21 protein-coding genes are annotated in these 24222 nt (G+C 63.5%); 12 read left to right on the forward strand and 9 right to left on the reverse strand.

The genetic code is table 11. From position 1 onward, the window contains the following. The first annotated feature begins 57 nt into the window (after window positions 1-57). The 4 genes from hutH to GYH26_RS08840 all read left to right on the forward strand — a co-directional run bounded on the left by hutH (window position 58) and on the right by GYH26_RS08840 (window position 5150). The gene (hutH, locus tag GYH26_RS08825; RefSeq protein ID WP_161541331.1) at window positions 58-1584 is read left to right on the forward strand and encodes a histidine ammonia-lyase; all 1527 of its coding nucleotides are present in this window, start codon (window positions 58-60) and stop codon (window positions 1582-1584) included. After that, on the forward strand, window positions 1584-2816 hold the full coding sequence (hutI, locus tag GYH26_RS08830; RefSeq protein ID WP_161541332.1) for an imidazolonepropionase: 1233 nt from the start codon (window positions 1584-1586) through the stop codon (window positions 2814-2816). The genes hutH and hutI overlap by 1 nt, the downstream gene beginning before the upstream one ends. Then, a complete protein-coding gene (locus GYH26_RS08835; protein WP_161541333.1) occupies window positions 2800-3750 on the forward strand; it encodes a formimidoylglutamase in 951 nt (316 codons plus the stop codon). Before hutI ends, GYH26_RS08835 begins: the two co-directional genes overlap by 17 nt. A gap of 86 nt (window positions 3751-3836) precedes the next feature. Beyond that, a complete protein-coding gene (locus GYH26_RS08840) occupies window positions 3837-5150 on the forward strand; it encodes a peptidoglycan DD-metalloendopeptidase family protein (protein WP_161541334.1) in 1314 nt (437 codons plus the stop codon). Here GYH26_RS08840 and GYH26_RS08845 read toward each other — a convergent pair. Genes GYH26_RS08845 through GYH26_RS08865 form a run of 5 tightly spaced genes read right to left on the reverse strand, consistent with a single transcriptional unit; the run spans window position 5105 to window position 10482 of the window. Beyond that, complete coding sequence (locus GYH26_RS08845) at window positions 5105-6622, reverse strand: phytoene desaturase (protein WP_161541335.1); 1518 nt, start codon at window positions 6620-6622, stop codon at window positions 5105-5107. The two genes, GYH26_RS08840 and GYH26_RS08845, sit on opposite strands and share 46 nt — an antisense overlap. Beyond that, window positions 6619-7320 carry a lysophospholipid acyltransferase family protein gene (locus GYH26_RS08850; RefSeq protein WP_161541336.1) on the reverse strand — a complete coding sequence of 234 codons (702 nt, stop codon included), beginning with the start codon at window positions 7318-7320 and terminating at the stop codon, window positions 6619-6621. Before GYH26_RS08850 ends, GYH26_RS08845 begins: the two co-directional genes overlap by 4 nt. Then, window positions 7317-7874, reverse strand: a complete 558-nt coding sequence (locus tag GYH26_RS08855; protein WP_161541337.1) for a hypothetical protein — start codon at window positions 7872-7874, stop codon at window positions 7317-7319. The genes GYH26_RS08850 and GYH26_RS08855 overlap by 4 nt, the downstream gene beginning before the upstream one ends. Continuing rightward, on the reverse strand, window positions 7871-9631 hold the full coding sequence (locus GYH26_RS08860) for a carotenoid biosynthesis protein (protein ID WP_161541338.1): 1761 nt from the start codon (window positions 9629-9631) through the stop codon (window positions 7871-7873). Before GYH26_RS08860 ends, GYH26_RS08855 begins: the two co-directional genes overlap by 4 nt. Further along, window positions 9595-10482, reverse strand: a complete 888-nt coding sequence (locus GYH26_RS08865; protein ID WP_161541339.1) for a cobalamin-dependent protein — start codon at window positions 10480-10482, stop codon at window positions 9595-9597. The genes GYH26_RS08860 and GYH26_RS08865 overlap by 37 nt, the downstream gene beginning before the upstream one ends. 93 nt (window positions 10483-10575) lie before the next feature. Here GYH26_RS08865 and GYH26_RS08870 point away from each other — a divergent pair, with 93 nt between their 5' ends. From GYH26_RS08870 to GYH26_RS08900, 7 genes are read left to right on the forward strand one after another with little or no spacing between them, the layout of a single operon-like run. Continuing rightward, window positions 10576-11313, forward strand: coding sequence for an SDR family NAD(P)-dependent oxidoreductase (locus tag GYH26_RS08870; protein ID WP_161541340.1), 738 nt, complete (start codon window positions 10576-10578; stop codon window positions 11311-11313). 4 nt (window positions 11314-11317) lie between these two features. Further along, window positions 11318-12778, forward strand: coding sequence for a cryptochrome/photolyase family protein (locus GYH26_RS08875; protein ID WP_161541341.1), 1461 nt, complete (start codon window positions 11318-11320; stop codon window positions 12776-12778). After that, on the forward strand, window positions 12759-14039 hold the full coding sequence (locus tag GYH26_RS08880) for a protoporphyrinogen/coproporphyrinogen oxidase (RefSeq protein WP_161541342.1): 1281 nt from the start codon (window positions 12759-12761) through the stop codon (window positions 14037-14039). Before GYH26_RS08875 ends, GYH26_RS08880 begins: the two co-directional genes overlap by 20 nt. A 1-nt stretch (window position 14040) precedes the next feature. Further along, the gene (locus GYH26_RS08885; RefSeq protein WP_161541343.1) at window positions 14041-15489 is read left to right on the forward strand and encodes an SDR family oxidoreductase; all 1449 of its coding nucleotides are present in this window, start codon (window positions 14041-14043) and stop codon (window positions 15487-15489) included. A gap of 4 nt (window positions 15490-15493) precedes the next feature. Next, the gene (locus tag GYH26_RS08890; protein ID WP_161541344.1) at window positions 15494-17026 is read left to right on the forward strand and encodes a phytoene desaturase family protein; all 1533 of its coding nucleotides are present in this window, start codon (window positions 15494-15496) and stop codon (window positions 17024-17026) included. Continuing rightward, entirely contained in the window at window positions 17023-17775 is a 753-nt protein-coding gene (locus GYH26_RS08895) for a lycopene cyclase domain-containing protein (RefSeq protein ID WP_161541345.1), read from the forward strand. Before GYH26_RS08890 ends, GYH26_RS08895 begins: the two co-directional genes overlap by 4 nt. Next, a complete protein-coding gene (locus GYH26_RS08900) occupies window positions 17735-18694 on the forward strand; it encodes a YbgA family protein (RefSeq protein WP_161541346.1) in 960 nt (319 codons plus the stop codon). The genes GYH26_RS08895 and GYH26_RS08900 overlap by 41 nt, the downstream gene beginning before the upstream one ends. Window positions 18695-18871: 177 nt before the next feature. On the opposite strand, the gene GYH26_RS08905 is transcribed toward GYH26_RS08900, so the two are convergent. The 3 genes from GYH26_RS08905 to GYH26_RS08915 form a co-directional block, all read right to left on the reverse strand. Next, on the reverse strand, window positions 18872-19426 hold the full coding sequence (locus tag GYH26_RS08905; RefSeq protein WP_161541347.1) for a superoxide dismutase family protein: 555 nt from the start codon (window positions 19424-19426) through the stop codon (window positions 18872-18874). Between the two features lie 99 nt (window positions 19427-19525). Next, a complete protein-coding gene (locus GYH26_RS08910) occupies window positions 19526-20047 on the reverse strand; it encodes a hypothetical protein (RefSeq protein WP_161541348.1) in 522 nt (173 codons plus the stop codon). Window positions 20048-20161: 114 nt separating this feature from the next. Next, a complete protein-coding gene (locus tag GYH26_RS08915) occupies window positions 20162-21175 on the reverse strand; it encodes an isoaspartyl peptidase/L-asparaginase family protein (protein WP_161541349.1) in 1014 nt (337 codons plus the stop codon). Window positions 21176-21392: 217 nt separating this feature from the next. Here GYH26_RS08915 and GYH26_RS08920 point away from each other — a divergent pair, with 217 nt between their 5' ends. After that, window positions 21393-22058, forward strand: a complete 666-nt coding sequence (locus tag GYH26_RS08920) for an RNA polymerase sigma factor (protein ID WP_012844110.1) — start codon at window positions 21393-21395, stop codon at window positions 22056-22058. A gap of 245 nt (window positions 22059-22303) precedes the next feature. On the opposite strand, the gene GYH26_RS08925 is transcribed toward GYH26_RS08920, so the two are convergent. Then, the gene (locus GYH26_RS08925) at window positions 22304-24214 is read right to left on the reverse strand and encodes a putative nucleotidyltransferase substrate binding domain-containing protein (RefSeq protein ID WP_161541350.1); all 1911 of its coding nucleotides are present in this window, start codon (window positions 24212-24214) and stop codon (window positions 22304-22306) included. Window positions 24215-24222: the final 8 nt, after the last annotated feature.

A 24222-nucleotide genomic window follows, 5' to 3' on the forward strand; every position in this document is an offset into this window, starting at 1 on the left:
CGAACGCACACAGCTGGTACGCCCCTACGTGTTGTTGCCAACGTGATTGCAAAGACCATGGAATATCCCCTGCCCACGCTGGAGTTTTCGGTTCGGATTGATTCACTCTACGAAGACCTGGAGCGGCGCGTCGAGGAGCTGCGGCGGGACCATTCGGCCGTAGCCGCCTCGCGGGCCCGCGTCGAGGCGGCGCTGCAGAGCGGCGGCGTTTACTACGGCATCAACACCGGCTTCGGTGCACTGGCCCGCACCCGCATCCCGGACGACAAACTGGCGCAACTTCAGGAAAACCTGCTCATCAGCCACGCGGTGGGCGTGGGTCCCTGGCTGCCCCGCGAACTGTGCCGGCTGATGCTCTTGCTGAAGATCCACGCGCTGGGCCTCGGCTACTCGGGCATCTCGGTGCCGACCTTCGAACGGCTGCTGGACTTTGCCGAGCGCGACCTGATCCCGGCCGTGCCCAGCCGCGGAAGCGTGGGCGCCTCGGGCGACCTGGCCCCGCTGGCTCATCTGGCATTGCCGCTCATCGGCCACGGCTACTTCTGGAACGAAGACGGCACTGCGGTGCGTCCGGCCGCCGAGGTGCTGGCCGAAGCGGGTCTTTCGCCGATTCGCCTGCAACCGAAAGACGGCCTCTCGCTCATCAACGGCACCCAGTTCATGAGCGCCTGCGGCGCCTACGTGCTCGAAAAGGCATTGCATCTGGTGAAAGTGGCCGACATCCTGGCGGCCATGAGCCTCGAAGCGCTGCAGGGAAGCATCAAGCCATTCGATCCCCGCATCCAGGCCGTGCGTCCGCATCCCGGCCAGGCCCTTGTGGCCGAAAACATCCGCACGTTGCTTGTCGATAGCGAGATCCTCGAATCCCACCGGCACTGCGGTAAGGTGCAGGACCCCTACTGCCTGCGCTGCGTGCCGCAGGTACACGGGGCCAGCCGCGACGCGCTCGACTATGCCCGCCGCGTCGTGGAGATCGAGATCAATTCGGCCACCGACAACCCGCTCGTCTTCGAAAACGGCGACATCCTCAGCGGCGGCAACTTCCACGGTCAGCCGCTGGCGCTGGCGCTCGATCTGGCCGCCATGGCGCTGGCCGAGCTGGCCAGCATCTCGGAGCGCCGCACTTACCTGCTGCTGGAGGGGCACGACGGCCTGCCCCGCCTGCTGATGAAAGACACCGGCATCAACTCAGGCTTCATGATCCCCCAGTACACGGCCGCTGCACTCGTCTCCGAAAACAAAGTGCTCTGCCACCCGGCCTCGGTCGATTCGATCCCGACCAGCCTGGGCCAGGAAGACCACGTGAGCATGGGCAGCATCAGCGCGCTGAAGCTGCTGACCGTGCTGGAGAACGTCGAGCACGTGCTGGCCATCGAGCTGTTCACGGCCGCCCAGGCGCTCGACTATCGGCTGCCGCTGCGGCCCGGACGGGGCGTGGAGATTGTCCACCACTACGTGCGCCGGCACGTGCCCCATCGCGAAGCCGATTACTTCTACCAGCAGGACATCGCCCGCTGTCTGGAGATGATACGGAGCCGGGAACTGCCCGATCTGGTGGCCCGCGAGCTGCGCCCGTTGCACTGATGCCGGTCCTGACGAACATCCGCCAGCTCCTGACCTGCCGGGCCGAAGGCGGCCAGGAGACGCTGCACTCCATCGAGCGGGCGGCGCTGGCCTGGGAAGGCGACACAATCCGCTGGGTGGGGCCCGAGGCCGAGCTGCCCGTCCGCTTTCGGGAAATGCCACGCCTCGACGCGGGCGGCTGCCTGGTGGCGCCCGGCCTGGTCGATTGCCACACGCACCTGGCCTTCGGGGGCTGGCGCGCCGACGAATTCCGACTCCGCTGCCGGGGCGTCTCCTATCTGGAGATTGCCCGACAGGGCGGCGGCATCCGGCGCACGGTCGCGCAGACGCGGGCCGCTTCGGAAGACGCGCTGTACCATCGTTGCCTGGGCTTTCTGCGCGAGATGGCCCGTCTGGGCATCACGACCGTCGAGACCAAAAGCGGCTACGGGCTATCCTTCGAAGAAGAACTGAAGCTGCTGCGCGTCTATCGACGGCTGCAGGCGACCCAGCCGGTCCGACTGATCCCCACTCTGCTGGCCGCCCACATCGTGCCGCCGGAGTACGCAGACCGCCGCGAAGCCTACCTGCAGTTGATTACGGACGAATTGATCCCCCACGTGGCCCGCGAGCGGCTGGCCGAATGCTGCGATGTGTTCGTGGAAGAGACCGCCTTCACCGTGGAGGAAGCCCGGCGCATTCTGGAGCGCGGCAAAGCGTTCGGGCTGCGGCCGAAGCTGCACGCCGACCAGTTGCACGATGGTGGCGGCGCCCGCCTGGCGGCCGAGGTCGGGGCCGTCTCGGCCGATCATCTGGAGTACGCCTCCGACGAAGGCATTCAGGCAATGGCACGGGCCGGCGTGGTGGCCGTCGCGCTCCCGATCGCCACGCTATATCTGCGCCAGCGGCCCATGGACGCCCGCCGCTTCGTCGAAGCGGGCGTGCCGGTGGCCGTCGCCACCGACTTCAATCCCGGAAGCGCCCCGTCCTACCACCTGCCGCTGGCCATGACGCTGGCCTGCGTGCTCTGCGGCCTGACGCCGGCCGAAGCGCTGAAGGGGGCCACCTGCTATGCTGCCCGGGCCATCGGGCGCGACCGCGAGCTGGGATCGCTCGAACCCGGCAAAAAAGCCGACTTCATCCTGATCGACGCCGAGGACGTGGATCACTGGCTCTATCACTTCCGTCCCAATGCTGTACAGGCCACGTTCATCGGAGGAAAGCGCCTCGAAGACCATGACGCTACCGCCTGACGCCTTTCTGCCGCCACCTGAACCGTCCGATCCCTGGGACCCGACGGACCTGCGCGTGGGCCAGCTCCTCGGCCGGGCCGTCCGGAGCGTGGAAGCGGCCCGCATCGTGCTCGTCGGCTTTCCGTCCGACACGGGCGTGCGCCGCAACGGCGGCCGCCCCGGTGCCCGCGAGGCGCCCCGAGCCATCCGCGAAGCCTTCTACCGCCTCACGCCCGATCCCCGCTCCGGAAAGGCCTTCACCGAACTGCTGGCGCACACGTTCGATCTGGGCGACCTGCGCCTGAAGCGTACGCTGGAGGCGTCCCAGGAGCATTTCGGACGGCTCATGGCCCCGTTACTGCGCGAGGGGAAGCTGCTCGTCATCCTGGGCGGCGGCCACGAAACCGCCTACGCCCACTTTCTGGCCTACGTGCACGCCGAGCAGTCCGTGCACATCCTGAACTGGGACGCCCATGCCGACGTGCGGCCGCTCCGGGACGGAAAGGCCCATTCGGGCTCGCCGTTTCGCCAGGCGCTCACCCATCCCTCGAAGCGGTGCCGGAGCTACACGGTGGCCGGTCTACTGCCGCACAGCGTCGCGCCCGAGCATCTGCACTTTCTGCATGAGCAGCACGCCCACTACGTCTGGCGCGACGCATTGACCGCCGACCGGATCACCGATCTCTATCATCAGGCCCACGCGCCGCTCATGGTCAGCTTCGACCTGGACGCCGTCGATCAGGCCTTCGCACCCGGCGTCAGCGCCCCGAGCATCGACGGCCTGGATCCCGAGCACTGGCTGCAGGCCGCCTACGAGGCCGGCCGCTGCCCGGCCGTCCGGTCTATCGACCTCGTCGAATGCAACCCACGCCTGGACCGCGACCGCCAGACCGTGCGCCTGGCGGCACTTACGCTCTGGACCTTCTTTCGCGGGCTGGCCGAGCGAATCTTCTGAAAAATACATGGCCGGCTTCATGAATTGCCCAACTTCGCGTATATTCCGGCGTCGCAGGTGGTTCTGATCCTGAAGCTGTATCCCGCATGGAAACACGTCGCACGGTCGAAGTGAAACGTCCGGTTCGTTTTTTCCTGCTGCTGTTGCTTGTGGGCGCTGCGGTGATGGCGCTGTGGTATGTCCGTAGCCGCCCAATCGACCCGCCTTCCGCCTCCAGGCCTGGTCGGTCTGCGGCCTTTCGCCCGGTCACCATCGTGTACGACGCCTTCGGCATCGAAGAAGGACCCTTTGAACGTAGCACGCACCGCATCCGGCGGGGCGAGACGTTCGCCGACATCCTGACGCGCTACGACGTACCCTATGCCGACGTGCTGGCGCTGGCCGAAGCGGCGCGCGACGTGTTCAACGTGCGTCGCCTGCAGGCCGGCCGTCCGCTTCACGTTTACCGCGACTCCACGGGCGCCCGCGTGTTCGTCTATCAGCCCGATCCCGTGCGATACGTGGTGTTCGACCTGCGCGAGCCGGTGCGGGTCTATACGGGTCGGCGGGCCGTCGAGCGCGTACTGCGCACCGCACAGGGCGTCATCGAAAGCTCCCTGTACGAGACGCTTCAGGCTGCCGACGCCGATCCGGAACTGGCCGTTCGGCTTTCGGAGATTTTCGCCTGGCAGATCGACTTTTACCGCATTCAGCGTGGCGACCGCTTCGTGGCCCTCTACGAAGAGACGCTGATCGACGGTGAGCCGGTAGGCATCGAACGGGTGCTGGCCGCCCGCTTTCAGCACATGGGCGAGGACTTCTACGCGTTTCGCTTCGAGCACGACGGCGGCGTGGACTACTACGACGAGGCCGGCCGCAACCTGCGCAAGGCTTTCCTGAAAGCGCCGCTCCGCTACAGCCGCATCACCTCGCGCTACAGCCTGCGCCGCTTCCACCCCGTTCAGAAACGCTACAAGCCCCACCTGGGCACCGACTATGCCGCTCCGGCCGGCACGCCCGTCTATGCCACCGGTGACGGCGTGGTGATCGAGGCCGGCTACAATCAGTACAACGGCTATTACGTCAAAATCCGGCACAATGCGGTCTACACGACCGGCTACCTGCACTTTTCGCGCATTGCGAAGGGCATCCGGCCCGGCGTGCGCGTGCGCCAGGGCCAGGTGATCGGCTACGTGGGCAGCACGGGGCTGGCCACGGGACCGCACGTGTGCTACCGCTTCTGGAAAAACGGCCGCCAGGTGGATCCTCTGCGCGAGCAGTTGCCCCCCGGCGAGCCCGTGCCCGATTCGCTGCGCGACGCCTTTTTCGCACTGCGCGACCGTCTGATGCCCCGCCTGCTCTTCGAGCCGCCGGCTTATGCCGAGGCGAGCGCAGCAGTCGAAGGCGACGTTACATTGTAATCCTGCGCGATGGCCCAGGCGGTCGCCTCGGCCGAGAGCACCACGCCCGGCAGTCCGGCGCCGGGATGCGTGCCTGCTCCGACCAGATAGAGTCCCCGGATGTCTTCGCTCCGGTTGTGCGGCCGGAAGTATGCGGTCTGGGTAAGGCGTGGTTCGATACTGAAGGCGCTACCGTAAGGCGCATTCAAATGCCGGGCAAAATCCTCGGGCGTAAAGTAGTGGCACACTTCCAGATTCTCCTGTAAACCTTCCAGTCCCCAGGCCTCCAGGAATTCGAGTAAGCGCTCGGCATAGCGCGGTGCTTCTTCAGACCAGTTGATCGACGCCTGCAAATGCGGCACGGGTGCCAGCACATAGAGGCTTTCACAACCGGGTGGCGCCATCGTGGGGTCGGTACGCGTGGGCGCATGCAGATAGAGGCTGAAATCCGGCGCCAGCACCTTGCGTTCGAAGATGTCTTCGATCAGCTCGCGATACCGCGGTGAGAGCATCAACGTGTGATGGAGCAGTTGTGGGTAGGTGCGCCTGACGCCCAGATACAGCAGAAAGCAACTCATGCTGTAATGCAGTCGCGCGATGCGCCGATCGGTCCAGCGCCGGCGCCAGGCCGGATCGACCAGATACTGGTAGGTGTAGCCCGGATCTGCATTGCTCACCACCAGCTCGGCCGGATGAAACCCGTCGGCGGCCTCTACCCCGACCGCCTTTCCCTTCTGCACGACAATCCGCTGCACCGGTGTACCGGTATGGATACGCCCCCCGATTTCCATAAACAGACGGGCCATTGCCTCCACCAGGCTGTACATCCCTCCCCGGGCAAACCAGACGCCCTCTTCCCGTTCCAGATAAGGGATCATGATGTAGACGGCCGGTGCCCGGAACGGATTGCCCCCGATAAAAAGCGGATGAAAGCTGTAGAGAAAATGGTGGCGAAAATCTTCGAAATAGCGGCTGGCAAATCGGGCGACGGGCTGAATCGCACCGAGGCGAAGCGCACGGGGCAGAAAAGCCAGCAGTTTCCCCAGTGTATCGAACGGCCGGGCTCCCAGTCCTTCCCTGATGACGGCTTCATAGATGGGCCGCGTCGCCTCCATGAAACGATCGTAACGGGCGGCATCCTGCGGGTTGAAGCGGGCCATCTGGGCACGCATCCGCTCCCGATCGGCCGTATAGTCGAGATACGTACCGTCGTGAAAGTACACCCGATAAAAAGGATCGAGCGGGACAAGCTCGACGTAGTCTTCAAGCGGTCGCCCGGCCGCGGCAAACAGACGCCGCAGGATCGAAGGCGCTGTAATGAGACTGGGGCCCATGTCGAACGTATAGCCGCGATCTCGCAGCTGATAGGCTCGGCCGCCCACTTTTTCTCGCTTTTCCAGCAATGTCGTCTTGAAGCCCATGGCCTGCAGGCGAATGGCAACGGCCAGACCTCCGAATCCACTTCCGATCACAATGGCACGATGTTCTTTCATGTCCGGATCTGATTCTGTGCGGTATGTTCAGCCAAAAACTCCTCCCATTTTTCGGCGGCATGCTCACCGACGCGGCTCAGCCATCCCTGTAGCCGGTCCAGGAGCAATGTGGTAGCCGTTTCGAGCGCTTCGGGTGAGGGATCGCAGGCCGTGTCGATCGGCGCGCCCATCACCACGAAAGCCGTGGGAGCCGGATGCCGCAAGGGCTCCAGATGAATCGCCGTCGGGATGATCCATCCGGGGTGTATGGCCCGGACCATGAGCCGCACACCGGGCCGAAAGTCAAGCGGCCGGGCAAAAGACGGGCGGATCCGCCCCTGCGGGAAAAAAGCCAGCCAGTAAGGCCGACGGCGGCGCTCCTGGTACAGGAAACGAAACACCCTGCGAAGGGAAGCCGGCCGTCCCGGTTCAAGGCCCAGGGCGCCCATCCATCGAAACCAGGGGAAGCGCCTTCGTTGCGATGCCAGCATGACGGTATAAAGGGAACGCCCTGCTCCCTGGCGACGGTGCACCTCACGCAGCAGAAAGCCGTCCCACCAGCTCGTGTGATTCGCGCACAGCAACACGGCGCGTTCGTCGTCAGGCAACCCGAGCGGTCCTGCAACGAGGATGCGGTGCAGGCACAACCGCCGATAGGGTGCCAACATCCCGAAAAAAATCGTTACCAACGAAGGGCACCAGTAAGCAGGGCGACTCATGGCAGGCGCGCTTCGCTGCGTCGGAGTTCACGATACAACGTCTGCAACCGCATCCGCTCCACCTGATCGAGGGGCGCATTGGCCAGCAGGAATTCCACCATCATGCGCCGATAGGTATCCGGCAGCGATGCCTCCCCGGCCAGCAACTGCTGCGTCAGCCGGCGCATGTCTTCGCGGGCCATCTCTTTGCGCCCGAAGAAAAAAGGCAGGTAGTAAATGCTCAGCAGTCGCAGGCATCGAATTTCCATATGATCGGGATGGGCCGCCACGAGGCTGTCCAGAACCGGAAGCCCCTCCCGGAGGTAGCGCATTTTGGTCTGCGGCCAGAAAGCGTAGCGCGCTTTTAAAATGGTCAGCGCCGCCTGGTAAGCGTTGGCCAGCGTTTCAGGCAAACGTGCGCGTTGCGTTTCCAGGAAAGCCATCCCTGCCGCAATAGCCTTCTCGTCTTCGGCACTGCGCAGGTAATAGCGACGCACGCATTCGATGGGTTCGGTTACAGCTTCGCACGTAACCGAACCGGTCCACAGCAACAGCACAAACAAACCGAGCATCATAGGGCCTGCATACCTGTCATCAAAACCGCCCGGCGCAGACGACGCAGTGCAGCCACCGAAAGACCGATTTTTTCAGGGAGCGTCGTGTAGGCGCGACGCGTCAGATTGTCGTAGTGGTTCTGTCGAAGCACTTCATGAATCCCCCGATAGACCTCGGCGGCCACGGCAATGGCACTGCGAACGCGCGGTGGCAGTGCCGGAATGGCCTCCCAGGCGGCCTCATAGTCACGTTCGGCCCGCTGCATGAGTTCTTCCAGCAGCGCCACATAGGAAGGATCGAGCACGCCGGTCTGCTGCATACGTAGCAGATCCGCGAGGTCCAGTCCATAGGCGGCCATCCGATCCGCGGGCAGATAGAGGCGATCACGCCGCAGATCTTCTCCCACGTCGCGCACGATGTTCGTGTACTGCATGGCGCGGCCGAGCGCTTCGGCGCGCGCAAGCAATGGGGGCGTGCACACCCCCATCAAATAGCACATCCAGACACCTACCGTCGAACCCACGCGGTAGGCATAGCGATCCAGTTCCTCATAGGAAGCCACTCGGACCGGTCCGATGTCCTGGCGCACCCCGTCCAGCAGCGCCTGCACGACCTCCCAGCGCAATCCGGCCAGGCGCGAGCGTTGCATAAGCCGATCGAGCCAGGGGAGTCCGGAGGGGCGTCCTTCGTAGGCCATCCATACCTGCCGTTGCCACCGATCCAGGCGCTTCTGCAGCACCTCGGGCGCAACCTGCGTCGATGCGCCGTCTACCAGATCGTCCGTAAGCCGACAGAAACCATAGAGCAGGACAACTTCCTGACGAAGGTCCTTTGGAAACAGCCGCGCGGCAAAAGAAAACGAACGGGCATGTGCTGCGAAAAAGCGCGTACCATCTTCCTCGAAGGCATCCCGCACGGGAAGCGTGCCCGTTGTATCCATGCGCGGCCGTCTGCGCCGGATCAGCCAGACGACACTTCCCGCCAGGCCCAGTGCGGCGACCGTAGCAGCGACGGCCCCCCAGAGACCAGCCACAGCCACCATACCGAGCGGCATCAGCAACACCGCTCCATAGAACACCGTCATCCACTGCACGCTGAACGCTTCGGTCCAGCGAAACGCGCGCATCGCTTCCAGTACACCCATAATCACCAGCCCGGTCAGCGCCCATCCGGCCAGATTGATCAGCGGCATCCCGTAATAAGGGCCGGTCTCCCCCCAGGTCCAGTACGACGTCAGGTAGCTCATGGCCGGATCCAGACTCAGATCCCAGGTCACCAGCAGATAGGTTGCCAGCAGCAGCCGGGCCAGCCACCACCGCTGCTCCGAAAAGGCGGCGCGGGCCAGCACGTAACAGGGCACCGCCATCACAAACCAGCTGAGCGGAATCAGATAGGGCACGCGGCCGAACCACTTTCCTCCGAGCAGGGTGGTGTAGCTGTAGGTCCCGAAAGGCACGCCATACGTGGTCCCCAGCGTCTCGCTGAGCAGGCTCACGCCGTAAACGACCAGCCCGGCCGGCACCCAGCGCCCGCCGGTACGACGACCCATGTACACGAACAGGACAAGGGCCGTCAGCAGCACATGCAACCGCGCAAAGAGCGTAAAAGACCGGGCATAGAACGCGGTAAGCTCCGGCCAGCGGGCAAGCAATTCCGGGTGGCGTCCGAAAATCCCGAAGCCGGCGATGGCAATGATCGTGAAACCATACAACCCGTAAAGCAGCAGCCGATCGAAGCGGCTCATGCGTGCGGATGCGTCGTGTAGTCGCGAAGCCATCTTGCAAAATCGCTCAGTTTCTGAAAAATATGAATGCTGCGGAAAGGCCCGTGCAGACCCCCTACCTCGGCAGCTCCCCTGCCTCCCAGCACCAGCGTGTAGGGGCGTGTTTCATCGTAGAGCTGCCCCAGAACGCGCAGCGTGCGCAGCACGTCGGCACGCGTCAGCGGCGGCACGAACGAAAGCGCCACCAGTTCAGCCCGCCATTGCTGCTGTTGCCAGCCAACCTCTTCAGGCGGGACATCTGCCCCGAGATAGAGCACCCGCCAGCCCAGCTCTTCCAGAATCAGCCGCACCAGAAGTGCCCCCAGCTCATGATGCGCACTTTCCGGACACGCCACCAGCGCAAAGGGCACCTCCCGCTCGGCCTCGGGCCGCCTCAGCGCGTAAAGCGCATCGATCAGCATGTGGGTCATGCGGTGTTCTTCGCCAATGCCTACCCGCCCCGCCTCCCAGTCGACACCGATTCGTCCTACCAGTGGCCCGAGCAACAGATCTCCCAGCGCCGCAACCGAAACGCCGCGTCGATACAGAAAAACGACAAGCCGGATCAGCCGACCACTTTGCCCTTCCCGCAGCCACCGGTACATCAAAGCGATCAGATGCTCCGGGATGACCCCCTGGCGAAGCTGCTGCAATCCTTCCCACACCTGTGCTTCGTACGGAGCAAACTTCAACAATGCGATCGCTAATTGCTGCTGCCGGGCAAAGGCAAGGAGCGTTTCAAGAGCAAAGCGTCGATGACCTCCCGGCGTGCGCTCCGCCTTCAGCTTTCCCGCACGACTCCATCGCTTGATCGATGACACGTGCACTTCGAGCACCTCGGCCGCTTCTACAGACGAAAGCTCCATTCCGATCTTTATGCCATGATGATCGAATTTGACTTTTGTATTGTCGGTTCTTATTTTAATAAAAAAGATCATCAAAAGCAATTGATCTGTTTCATGGACGGATGCGTTGTTGTTTTTGGCGCGACGGGAGGGATTGGAAGGGTGCTGGTAGACGAAGTGCATCGACGCGGCCTCGGCCCCATGGTGCTGGTAGGACGGCGCGCCGATCCTCTCTACGAACTGGCCACCCGTTACGGGGCAACAGCCGTCGTGGCCGACGCGCGCAAGCCTGAAGCGGTCCAGCGCGTTTTCGAAACAGCCCGGCAACACCACGGGCGTGTGGCCGGCGTGGCGCACCTGGTCGGCTCGCTCCTGCTCAAGTCGCTGGTAGCCACGCGGGACGAGGAAATGGAAGAGGTGCTGGCACAAAACTTCTGGAGTGCTTTCTACGTGTTGCGCGAAAGCGTCCGGGCCATGATGAAAGACGGCGGGAGCATCGTACTGACGGCTTCGGCGGTGGCCATGCAGGGCCTGCCCAACCATGAAGCCATCGCGGCGGCCAAGTCGGCCGTCATGGGACTGGCGCGCGCTGCCGCCGCCTCTTACGCGCGCCGGGGCATCCGTATCAATGTCGTGGCCCCGGGCCTGACCGAAACGCCCATGACGGCCTCGCTTTTCGCCAGCCAGCAGGCTGTTGAGCGTTCGCTACGCTACCATGCCCTTGGCCGGCTCGGCAAACCCGAGGATATCGCCCGCGCGATTGCCTTTTTACTGAGCCCCGATGCTTCCTGGATTACCGGCCAGGTGCTGGCCGTCGATGGGGGGCTATCAAGTCTTAAAGTGCTGGACTGACGCCATGCCGATCACCCTCCTGCTTTTTACGCCGGGCGACCTGCGCCTGGCCGAAAATCCGGCGCTCGATGCGGCGCTCCGCACAGGCCATCCCATCGTACCGCTTTTCATCTGGCCGCGCCGAGGTGAGGGATTCGAGCGTCCCGGTGCTGCCCGACGCTGGTGGTTGCATCATAGCCTGGCTGCGCTCGATGCCGAGCTGCAGCGCAGAGGGAGTCGGCTTATCCTGCGCGTTGCTGAAGATCCGGCCGAGGCGCTCATTCAGCTTCTGGAGACCCTGCCGGTGGCCACCCTCTGCTGGAATCTTCCGTTGCTTCCTCACGAGCGGCGCCTGGCCTCGAGCATTGCCCCGGTGCTGCGCCGTCGCTCCATCCGTCTGATCGAAACCGTTGGCCGGACGCTTCTCGATCCGGAGCAACTGCGAACGCAGAGCGGCGACGTCTATCGCGTGTTTACGCCGTTCTGGAAGGCGTTGCGGCGACAGTACATCCCGCCGACCCCATTTCTACCGCCCGCGCGCATCCCTGCCCCTTCTTTCTGGCCCGAATCGGACACCCTGGAATCGCTCCAGTTACTGCCCCGACCCGACTGGGCCAGCGAGACTATTGCCCAGCACTGGTTGCCCGGCGAAGCAGCCGCCTGGAGCACACTCCGAACGTTTCTGGCGTACGGCCTTCCCCACTACGATCGGGCACGCGACCGACTCGACCAGGAGGTCACCTCGAAGCTTTCGCCGTATCTGGCCAACGGCGAACTCAGCCCCCACCTGCTCTGGCGTGTCGTGGGCGAAGCCCAGCGCGCAGGCATTTCGTCGAAGGCCGTGGAGGCCTTCCGTCGCCAGCTCGCCTGGCGGGAGTTCGGCTACTATTTGCTGTATCACTTTCCCGAGACGATGCACCGGCCGCTGCGTCCTGAATGGTCCGACTTTCCCTGGCGCACGGAGGCCCCCGAACTCGAAGCCTGGCAACGCGGCCGCACCGGCATTCCGGTCATCGACGCAGCCATGCGCCAGCTCTGGCAGAGTGGCTGGATGCACAACCGGGCGCGGCTGCTGGTCGCATCGCTGCTGACGAAAAATCTGCGCATTCACTGGCTGCGCGGCGCCGAGTGGTTCTGGGATACGCTCGTCGATGCGGACCTGGCCAACAACACGCTGGGATGGCAATGGACAGCCGGATGCGGTGCCGACGCTGCGCCTTACTTTCGCATCTTCAATCCAGTCCTACAAAGCAAGAAATTCGACCCGGAAGGCCGCTACATCCGTCGCTGGCTCCCGGAACTGGATCGCCTGCCGGCTCCCTGCATCCACGCCCCCTGGGAGGCACCCTCCTGTGCCGAGATGCTGCGCGAGATCGGCTACCCTTCGCCCATCGTTTCGCTTATGGACAGCCGCGAAGAGGCGCTGGCCCTGTACGAAAACTGGAAAGCTTCCATCAAAAATCGCTATGACATCCATTCGCAATGATCCGGAAGTAATCGTTGTCGGTGCCGGACTGGCCGGACTGCGCTGTGCCGGACTGCTTCATGCGCAGGGGATCGATGTCCTGCTGCTCGAACGCCAGGATCAGGTAGGGGGCCGCGTGCGCACCGACCAGATCGATGGCTTCCAACTGGATCGTGGCTTTCAGGTGCTGCAAACGGCCTATCCGGCCGCGCAACGCGCCTTCGATTACGAAGCGCTGGACCTTCGCCCTTTCCCGGCCGGCGCGTACGTGTTTACAGAAGGGTGCTTTCAGCCTTTCTTCGATCCGCTCCGCCATCCCGAGCACCTGTGGGGTACGCTGCGCAGTGGTCTTTTCGGTGCCCGGGATCTATTTGGTCTGCTAAAACTGGGACGCCGACTGGAGACCTTCTCGATGGAGACAGCCGAATCTGACGATGCTGAGGCCGATCGAACCACCACGCGAACCCTGCTGGAGACACTGGGCTTTTCCGAGGCATTCATCCGGCGTTTCTGGCAACCGTTTCTGCGTGGCGTCTTTCTCGAAACGACCCTGGAGACGCGTGCCAGCAAGTTTTTCTTCGTGATGAAAGCTTTTCGCGAAGGTGAGGCGGCGTTGCCCGCCCGAGGCATGCAGGCCCTGCCCGACCAGCTCGCCGCGCGGCTGCCGGCCGAAACCATCCGAACCGGCTGCACTGTGACGCGCGTCGAGCCGGACGGCACCGTGCAGCTTCAGGACGGCACGACATTACGCCCACGCATTACGGTGCTGGCCGTCGATGCAGCCGCAATGATCTGGCTGTGGCCAGACTGGAAGCTGGACGTGCGCTGGAATCAGAGCACGACCGTTTATTTCGCCGCCGACAGCGAACCGCCGGACGTACCCGATGCGCTGCTGCTCGAAGGCGACCCGGACGCCGGCCCCGTGGCAACGGCCGCAGCGCTCCACCGCATAGCGCCCTCTTACGCGCCTGCCGGCTCCTTCCTGCTGGCTGCCACAATGCCTGGATTCCTGCCTGATCGGCCCGCCATGGCTTTTGAAGTAGCCCTTCCCCAGCTTCGCCGCTGGTTCGGGCCGACAGTGAACCGATGGCAAGCGCTGGCCTGTTATCCGATCCGCCATGCTCTGCCCGCAGAGCCCGCCGGCTGGCAACCTCCCCGCCGGTATCAACTCAGCGATAAGGTATGGTGCTGTGGCGATTATTTTGGACCGGCTTCCATTCAGGGAGCCCTCTGGCATGCCGAACGTGTAGCCGAGCAGATTCTTGCGCAATATTATGGCTGATATGGCTGAAATGCGCGTGCTGGTTACCGGCGCAACGGGTTATGTGGGCGGTCGGTTGATCCCGAGACTGCTCGAAGCCGGTTATCACGTCCGTGCCATGGCACGTGACCGGCGCCGCCTGGAAGGACGCCCCTGGTCCGACCGCATCGAGATCGTCGAGGCCGACGTGCTACGCCCCGAAACACTTCCGGACGCCGTAAGCGGCATCCATACCGTATTTTATCTGATCCACGCGCTGGGTGGCGGCGATGATTTTATGCAGAAAGAGCAGGCCGGCGCCCGTAATCTTGCAGAGGCGGCTGCGCGTGCCGGAGTCCGCCATATCATCTATCTGGGAGGCCTACAGCCTCCTCAGCCTGTTTCGCGCCATCTGGAAAGTCGCCGGCTTACGGGCGAGGCCCTTCGAAGCGGTCCGGTTCCTGTTACAGAGCTGCGCGCCGGGATCATTCTGGGGTCGGGAAGTCTGTCCTTCGAACTGATTCGTTACCTGACAGAACGCCTGCCTGTGATGATCACGCCGCGCTGGGTGAAAATCCCCACACAGCCGATCGCTATCCGCAACGTACTGGATTATCTGGTGGCGGCGTTGCAACACCCGCCGGAGCACTCCCGGATTGTGGATATCGGGGGACCGGACGTGCTCACCTACGCCGATCTGTTTCGCCTTTATGCCCGGCTGCGCGGTCTGCGGCGCTGGATTGTTCCTGTTCCAGTACTCTCGCCCCGACTCTCCTCGTACTGGATCGGGCTGGTCACGCCCCTGCCTGCGCGCATCGCACGCAAGTTGATCGACAGCCTTAAAGCGCCGACGGTATGCCGCGACGATCTGGCCCGCCGGCTTTTTCCTGAAGTAACAACGCTTTCCGCCGAAGCCGCCATGCGACTGGCCCTTCAGCGTCTCGACGCCGGCCATGTCGAAACCATCTGGTTCGGGGCCTATTCCTCGGGGGATGCGGAGCGACTTACCACCCATTTAGAGGACCGCGAAGGCCTGCTGCGCGACAGCTACTCCATCTGGATAGCGGCTGCGCCCTCCGCCGTCTTTGCTTACCTCAAGCGGCTGGGAGGATCCCGAGGATGGCCCTACGCCAACGGACTCTGGCGCCTGCGTGGCGTGCTGGATCGGCTGGTGGGCGGCATTGGTTATCGTCGCGGCCGTCGTCATCCGGAGGAATTGTACGCAGGCGATGCGGTTGATTTCTGGCGGGTCGAAGCGCTCGAGCCCGAGCGTCGTCTCCTGCTCCGCGCCGAAATGAAAGTGCCGGGACGTGCCTGGCTCCAGTTCGTCGTCCAACCGGAAGGGAAAGGGACCCGCTTGATCCAGCAGGCGCTTTTCGAGCCGCGCGGTCTGGCGGGTCTGCTCTACTGGTACAGCATCTATCCGCTCCATCGCCTCGTCTTTCGGGGCATGCTCCGCGCCATCAAACAACAGGTAGAAACCAGCACGTAGCCTCATGCCAGACACCGATGTCATCGTTGTAGGAAGCGGGCACAATGCGCTGGTGGCCGCCGCCTATCTGGCCCGAAGCGGCCGGCGCGTGATGGTCTTCGAACGCCGAAGCCATGTGGGCGGCGCCGTTTCCACCGTGGAACTGGTGCCGGGCTATCGTTTCGACCTTGGAGGTAGCGCCCACATTCTCATTCGTCTGACGCCTGTCGTCGAGGAACTGGAGCTGGAGCGCTACGGCCTCGCGTACCTTGAAATCGACCCGCTTTTCGTGGCCCCTTTCGAAGACGGCGAGACGCTTTTCATTTATCGCGATCTGGAGCGTACGGCCGCACTGCTCGAAGCGCATCTTCCCGGAGAAGGGGAAGCCTACGTGCGTTTCTGTAATCACTGGCTACCGTTTGCCGAAGCGGTATGCGAAACGTTCCTGCGCCCGCCGACGCCCTGGTCGATGGTGCGTGCGTTCAGCAGGCGGCGTCTGCCGAACTGGCGCCAGACGCTTCCACGCATTCTCAAACCGTTCGCACAGATTCTGGACGAATCATTTCGTTCCAAAAAGGTAAAGGCGCTGCTGGGCTGGATGGCGGCTCAATCAGGACCACCTCCGGGAGAACCGCTCAGCGCTCCGTTTCTGCTGTGGCATCCCCTCTATCATCGAGGCGGCATTGCCCGGCCACGAGGCGGATCGGGCATGCTGTCGGTAGCTCTGGCGCGATGCATCGTGGATCACGGGGGACTGGTTTACACCGACACGCCGGTCCGCCGCCTGCTCTATGAGCAGGGCCGCGTGACCGGGGTCGAGCTGGCCGACGGCGACCGTTATACGGCCCGCGCCGTGCTCTGCGGTACGCATCTGCTGGAAGTGATCGACCGGCTGCTTCCGATTGCCGAACTGCAGACGCTTCGGTCCCTGCTCCGCGTCGGCAACGGATTCGGCATCATGCTACGGCTGGCGCTGAACGCACCCGTGCGTTATCGCGCCACGAACCATCCCGAGGCACGCATCGGTCTGCAATTGCTCTGCCGCTCGGTGGCACAGATCGAACGCGCCTACGGTGCCTACCGAATGGGGCAACCGGCCTCGGATCCACCACTGGTTGCCATGACATTCAGCGCCGTGGACGATACGCTGGCGCCTCCAGGGGGCGAGGTGCTCTGGCTATGGGGCCAGTACTTCCCCTACGAGCTGCACGGAAGCTCCTGGGATACCGAGGCGCCGCGCGTGCGCGAAATCCTGCTGCGACAATTCGAGCGCTACGCTCCCGGTACGCGTGAGCACATTGTCGGGGAACTGCTGCAGACGCCCGTCTGGCTCGAACGTGAACTGGGACTGCGCCGCGGCAACGTCATGCATCTGGAAATGAGCCCGGATCAGATGTTCGCCCTCCGTCCTGCCTTGGGATGGTCCGGTTACCGCACGCCGATTCGCGGCCTCTATCTTACCGGAGCCAGCACGCATCCCGGTGGTGGCATCATGGGCGCCTCGGGGCGCAATGCCGCACACGTACTGCTGCACGACTTGGAACGCCGCAGCCTATGAGCTACCTGTCGTTTCTAGCGCTGTTCATTGCGGTGCCGCTGCTTCTACTGCAACTTGCGCTTTACCGAAGCAACAGCCTGAAAACTTTCCGGAATCCGCACCGCGCTCTATGGCTGCTGGCTCTCATTGCGTTCGCCTACACCACCCCCTGGGATAACTATCTGGTGTATCGAGGCATCTGGAGTTATGGTCCGGACCGGGTGCTTTTTACGATCGGCTATGTACCGATCGAAGAATATCTGTTTTTCCTGTTTCAACCGCTTCTAATAGGCAGTCTCTTTCTACTCCGAATCCCGAAGCCCGCCCCACCCCATCCGCAACCACGCTGGCACCGGAGCCACCGGGCCGGCGTGCTGCTCTACGGGCTGCTGACCCTGCTCGGCTGGTTGGCCCTGAGCACGCCGCAGGGGCTGTACGCCGGCCTGATCCTGAGCTGGGCCGGACCTGTACTGATGGGCCAGTGGGCGATTGGCGGCTCGCTGGTACGTGCCTACCGCCGCCCCTTTCTTGAAGCGCTCCTTGCAGGCACCCTCTACCTCTGGGCCGCCGATGCCCTGGCCATCGCCGACGGAATCTGGACCATTCATCGGGCCACCAGCAGCGGGCTGCTTCTGGGAAACCTGCCCGTGGAAGAAGCGCTCTTTTTTCTGGTGACCAACCTGATGGTACTTCAGGGACTTCTTTTACTTCTTAAACCCGAAAATCACCATGACCGAAACACCTCATCGTCTGCGCGTGGGCATCAGTAGTTGCCTGCTGGGCGAACCCGTACGCTTCAACGGCGGTCACGCCCGCGATCGCTCCCTGATCGAATTGCTCGGCCCTTTTGTCGAGTGGGTGCCCATGTGTCCTGAAGTGGCCGTGGGGATGGGCGTTCCCCGCGAGGCGGTGCGCCTAGTGGGCGACATCGAGCGTCCCCGACTGGTGGGGTCAAACTCGGGCCGCGACTGGACCGACGCCATGCGCACCTGGAGCGAAGCCCAGGCCGAGCAGATTGCGCAAATGGATCTCGACGGCTTCATTCTGAAAAGCCGCTCCCCTACCTGTGGCCTGTTTCGCGTGAAGGTGTACGATCAAAACGGAGTGCCTCGGAATGAAGGTCGCGGACTCTTCGCCGACGCACTGGTCCGCCGGCTGCCTCTGCTTCCCATGGAAGAAGAGGGGCGCCTGCACGATCCGCTTCTCCGCGAAAACTTTGTCGATCGCCTGTTTGCCTATCACCGGCTTCGCCATCTGCTCCGATCACAGCCCAGACCCGCCGACCTGGTCCGTTTCCACACGGCCCATAAACTGACGTTGCTTTCGCACAGCCCCGCCTACCTCAAGCGGCTGGGGCAGCTTGTGGCCCGCGCCGGAAGCGACGCTTTTCCTGAGATTCTGGACCGCTACGCCCGGTTGTTTATGGAAGCCATGAACCGTCCGGCCACCCGCAAAAAACACACAAACGTGCTGCAGCATCTGGCCGGTTACCTCCACGAACACCTCTCGGCCGAAGACCGTGCCGAGCTACATTCGCTGATCGAAGACTATCGGCGAGGCATGGTGCCTTTGATTGCACCACTCATTCTGCTTCGGCACCACCTCCGGCGCGCTCCGGTTCATCCCTGGGTGAAGGTGCAGGTCTATCTGGAGCCTTATCCTAAGGAGCTCATGCTGCGCAATTTCTGATGCGATATCGGTCTTCTTCTATCGCGGGCGCAACGCGCGGAAGCGTTCCGAAGCGGGCGCGCCGGGCTGCAGCCCGACGGCCCGCTTCGGGGTTCGGACCGTGTCGAGGGTGCACACCGGTAGCGGATGCGCGTCGCGCGACCGCCTTCAGCAGGACAGCGGGCCGGAGTATCCGGGTTATTCCGTGGCCGGCGCGGCGATACCGATCACGCCGCAGGCCAGCCGGCCGCCTGCATTGCCCGTGGGCTGCGAGGCCAGGTCGTCTTCGGCCGCGTGTACGATCACGGCCCGACCGATGATGGAACGCGGACCGCTGAAGGCCACCACCGTATCGACGCGGCTGTAGCTGGCCATCCCGTCTTCGCCAGCTTCCAGGTTGCCCAGGTCGCCCACGTGCCGCGCCGGGCTATCGGGCGCGCCGTGCGGCTGACCGGTGGGGTTGAAGTGGCCGCCCGCCGAGGTGGCATCCGGCGCGCTGCAGTCACCCCACTCATGAATGTGAAACCCGTGACGGCCGGGCGTCAGCCCCGAAACGGTCGCCTCGATGCGAATGCCCTCGGCCGTCCGGGTAAAATGCACCACGCCCTCCACCTGATTGCCTTCCGTGGGGTGCAGCACGGCGACGGCCCGGGAAATTTCCGGCGCGGCGGGCGTCTCGGCCGGAGGCGGCGCCGGTTGCTGGCAGGCCGCCCAGAGCAACGCAAAGGCAAACAATAGACTTTCTCGGCGCATGATTCCATCGGGGTCTGGTGGGTGGTTTCAGGTGCATAAAAAAAGCATTCGCCGGCAGAAAATCCACCGCCGGAGGTAACAGGCAGGTAATCCTTCCGGTCAGTCCACCAGCCCGAAGTAGGCCTTCACGGCCTCGTAATCGCGCAGATCGATGGGCGCTTTGCCGACCGGGAAGCCGTCGATGATCACCACCTTGAGCTGCCGGGGCGTCTGCACCAGGGCCAGCTGGCGCAGGTCGATCTCGTCGGTCGAAGCCTCGTAAAAGACCTCCAGAAAGCCCACCTCGAACGCATACCCCAGCGTGACGGTAAAGTCCACGGCCGGAAGATCGGCCGACTCGTAGGCGAACGTGTAGGGCAGCGCCGTCCAGGTGCCCTGCTCGTAGAAGTAAAGCAGCACGGCGCCGCCTTCGACCACACTCGGAGTGATTTCCGGCACGTCGTACCCGACGGAGGCGACGGGGCCGTTGTAGCGCAGCGTTTCGGGATTCAGCGTGAACGAGAAAGAAATCACGTTGGCGTTGCCGGGCGGTCCCGGCGGTCCGGCCGGTCCCTCGCAGGCCATCGGCAACAGCGCGGCGATCAGCACGACCAGAACGGGCACCAGACGATTTTTTCGCATGACACACAGGGATTGGGTTGCGGAATGCACTCAGAAAAAACACAAAGGGCGCACCGTGGCGCCCTCTGGTATTTTTACCGCTCCTGTTGTCCAGCGTAGTGGACGGCCGTCCGTTCAGTCGCGATAAATCTTAATGGTGATGTGGCCGTGTTCGTCCACGTAGCCCCGGTACATGCCCTCCGTGTTGAAGACCATGGCCGCCCGGCCGTTGCGGTCCAGCGCGATGACGCCGCCGGTGCCGCCCATGCGCGTCAGTGTGCCGTGGATGACGGCGGCGGCGGCCTGCTCGACCGTCAGGCCGGCATACTTCATCAGGGCCACGATCTCATGGGCAATGGCGGCACGGATGAAGTATTCGCCCTGTCCGGTGGCCGAGATGGCGCAGGCGGCATTGTCCGCGTAGGTGCCCGCTCCGATGATGGGCGAGTCGCCTACGCGTCCGAACCGCTTGCCCATAATCCCGCCGGTCGAGGTGCCGGCCGCCAGGTTGCCGTAGCGGTCCAGCGCCACGGCGCCTACGGTTCCGTAGGCGTGTTCCTGCAGCTCGGGCACGGCGCCCATCCCCCGCTCTTTCATCCGACGCAACTGCTCCCGCCGCTCCGGCAGGATGAAGTACTCGTTCGGCACCAGTTCCAGCCCCTGTTCCTGCGCGAACGTCTCGGCACCGCGTCCGATCAGCATCACGTGCGGCGAGGCTTCCATCACGCGCCGCGCCAGCAGGATCGGGTTCCTGACGGTCTTCACGCCGGCCACGGCACCCGCCTGCAGCGTGCGGCCGTCCATGATCGACGCGTCCAGTTCGGCCGTTCCCTCGCTGGTCAGCACGGCCCCGCGTCCCGCATTGAACAGCGGCGAGTCTTCCAGAATCCGGATGGCCGCCACCACGGCGTCCAGACTGGTACCGCCTTCCTGCAGGACCCGGTAGCCGGCCTCCAGCGCCTCGCGGAGCGCCGCCCGGTACTGCTGTTCCCGCTCGGGCGTCATGCGATCGCGCGTGATCGTGCCGGCACCGCCGTGCACGACCAGCACCACGCGCGCCGTGTCGGCCGGTGCCGCTCGTAGTGCATCTGAAGTGGTACTGATTGACAAAAGGAGCATCCCGGCAATCAACAGCTTGAAGGCTCGCATGGCGTTACTTCCTGGTTTGCAAAAAGCCTGTGAGATACGAATCGTCTGGTAGGATCGTTACAATTCAGGTGTTTCGTTTTGTGTAAACTTACGAAGTGCTGTTTTAAAAAGCAGAGCGAAAAGGATTTAACGAATATTTCGCACCTTTTTTCGGTAGCATCGTATATATTATTGAGTCTGTAGAATTTTGCCAAACCAAACCCAGCCAGAAACGACCGTGCTGCATAGAACCCGCATCGTCAAGAAGACCCAGCGTCCGCGTTCGGAGGAAGCGGAACAGCAGGACCGTCTGGCGCTGCTTCAGCAGATGAGCGACGAGGACCTGATGGAGCAGTTCCAGGCGGGCACCGTCGAGGCGTTCAACATCCTGGTGGAACGCTACTCCGAGCGCCTGATGCACTACCTCTACGGCTTCCTCGGCGACGCCCGTCGTTGCGAGGACCTGCTGCAGGAAACCTTCCTGCGCGTCTACCGCAACCGGCACTCCTATCAGCGGATCGCCAAGTTCTCGACCTGGCTTTACACGATTGCCGGCAACCTGGCCCGCTCGGAGTACCGGAAGCGCAAGCGGCGGCGCGTCTACTCCATCCAGTCGGTCAATCGCGACGACGAGGAGTACGAAATCGCGCTGCCCGACGAGACGTTCTCGCCGGACAAGCACGCCGAAAGCATCATCCAGGACAAGTACATTCAGGAGGCGCTCAGCAGCATCCCGCCCGACTTCCGGGAAGTGGTCGTGCTGCGCGACGTGCAGCAGCTCACCTACGAGGAGATCGCCCAGATCACCGGGCTGCCTATGGGAACGGTCAAGAGCCGCATCAACCGTGGGCGCACGAAGCTGCAGGCGCTCCTGAAGGACATTTACGCCCCCGAGGAAGTCTGATAACTTCCCCTGAAAGCCAGCGCGGCGTTCCGCTTCGGGACGCCGCTTTTTTGTTTCAGCCGGCCAGGATCCCGATCAGGATCATCAGCGCCGTAAAGCCCAGCAAAATCCCCAGCGCCAGCAACAGTTCCCGGCGGCGACGACGGCTCAACCAGGCCATGGGACGGCCCTCATCAGGTGATCCCTGTCGTTTCTTCTACAATCGTACGACAGGCGCATCAAAAACGCAAATGCCCGAAGGCGCGTCAGCCCGCTGCAACGTGGTAGCGCTGCTTCAGGGCCTGTTGGAGGGCTCCAACGGCCTCCAGCGCTTCGCGGAGCAGCTTCTGCTGCACCCGGGAAAGCGTTTCAGGGTTCAGGAAATTGTCCGGCGGCTCCCCTGCTTCCATCTGGCGCAGCTGGTGCTCCAGACGCACATCGATCAGGTAATGGTAGGCCTCAATTGCATCGTGGAGCACCGAGGCCAGCTCCGAGAGGGACTCGGCCGCCACGCGCAGGCGATCGAACGTGTTGGTCGAATCGAAATAGCGAAGCTCCAGCGCCAGGATGCGCGCGGCGTCGACCACCAGCCGGGTCCCACGCCGCTCCAGATCGATACGTCCACGGCCGGGACCGGACCGTTCGGTCGCCCAGCGTCCCAGCGGTGCCAGGGACGGCCGCTGGCGCAGGGCTAACTCGGCCAGCAGCCGGAAAAACTGGCGCGTGCGATCCAGCTCCTGAATGTTCAGCGCATCCTCCACTTCCTGCCAGAGCGTCTGCACCAGCGACGTTTCACCACATAACGGCCTCAGGTCGAAAAAGGGAAGCACGCGCTCCAGCTCGGCCGCGTTGGCCTGCAGAATCCAGTGACGGATCGACTGACGCCATCCCGCAAGTGGTTGCCGCCATTGTGCTTCCCGCGCAATGGTTTCGCTGGCCGGAAAGCCACAGGCTTCAAGTGCCTGGTTGACCTGCTCGGCCATGCGCCGAAACCAGTACGAGGCGGCTTCGGCCGCTTCGGCGTCTCCGGGATCGGCGTACACCAGCGCATTCTGCTGGTGGGTGGTGAGGGTCATCTCCTGCCGGCCGGTGGCTCCCAGGCGCAACCAGGCCCAGTCCACATCCGGACGGGCCAGATCTTCACGCGTGCGCAGCTCCCGTGCTACCAGACGGATCACACGGCGGGCAATCCGATCGCCCACCACCGAAAGCATACGCCCCAACTGCTCCGGGGCTGCTCCCTGGCGCTGCAGCCGGAGCAGTTGCTCGTGGATTTCTTCCTGAATGTTGGTCAGGTCGGCCACGCTGGTGGCGCTTTCCATGCGGTTGACGGTGGCCAGTGGATCCTGCCCGCGCCAGTGCGCCACGTCCCGATCCGTGAGCACGCCCAGCGGCCGCTCATCGGCATCGACGACCACCAGTCGGTGCACGCCGTGCGAGAGCATCTGCATCATGGCGTCGAAAAGCGTAGCGTTCGCCGCAATGGTCTGCACCGGCGCGCTCATCAACCGCCGCACCGGCGTGTTCGGCAAACCGCCACGCGCCACCAGGCGCCGCAGGTCGGCGCCGGTAACCAATCCGGCCAGCCGCCCGTTGCGCAATACCAAAACGGAACTCACCCCTCGGCGAATCATCTGGCGGGCTACTTCCTGCGCGGTACTTTCCGGGGTACAGGTAATCAATCGCCGATAGGCCAGCTGCCCCAGACGCCGCCCGAAAAGCTGGCGCGCCCCCGTCACATCCACCTCGGTGCCCAGGCGGTTCAGATACTGTTTGATCTGGCGGTCGAAGTACGTGGCCACCGCCTCGTTTTGCTCGTAGAGCTTCAGAAAACGCTCGGCCCGGATCAACGCGCAGACCGTCGGAGCCACCGCCCGCGCTTCGTAAGGCGCTGCGCCGCCTTTGATCAATCCGAATGCGCCAAAGGTATCCCCCTCCCCGCATTTGTCCACCAGGCGTTGCCGGGTTACGTCCATCAGGCGCACCATCCCCGATTCCACCACATACAGGCCTTTGTGCGCCGTACTTCCCTGCTCGATGATGATTTCCCCGGGTTTGAAATATTCCAGCGTCAGATCGGCCAGGACGTCCTGCAGCTCTTCCGATGAGAGTTGATCAAACGGCGGAGTTGCCCGGAGCAACCCGCGCAATCGCTCCAGGATGGTTGAACCTGCCATACACTTGT

Source organism: Rhodothermus marinus, from assembly GCF_009936275.1.
Lineage (GTDB): Bacteria > Bacteroidota > Rhodothermia > Rhodothermales > Rhodothermaceae > Rhodothermus > Rhodothermus marinus_A.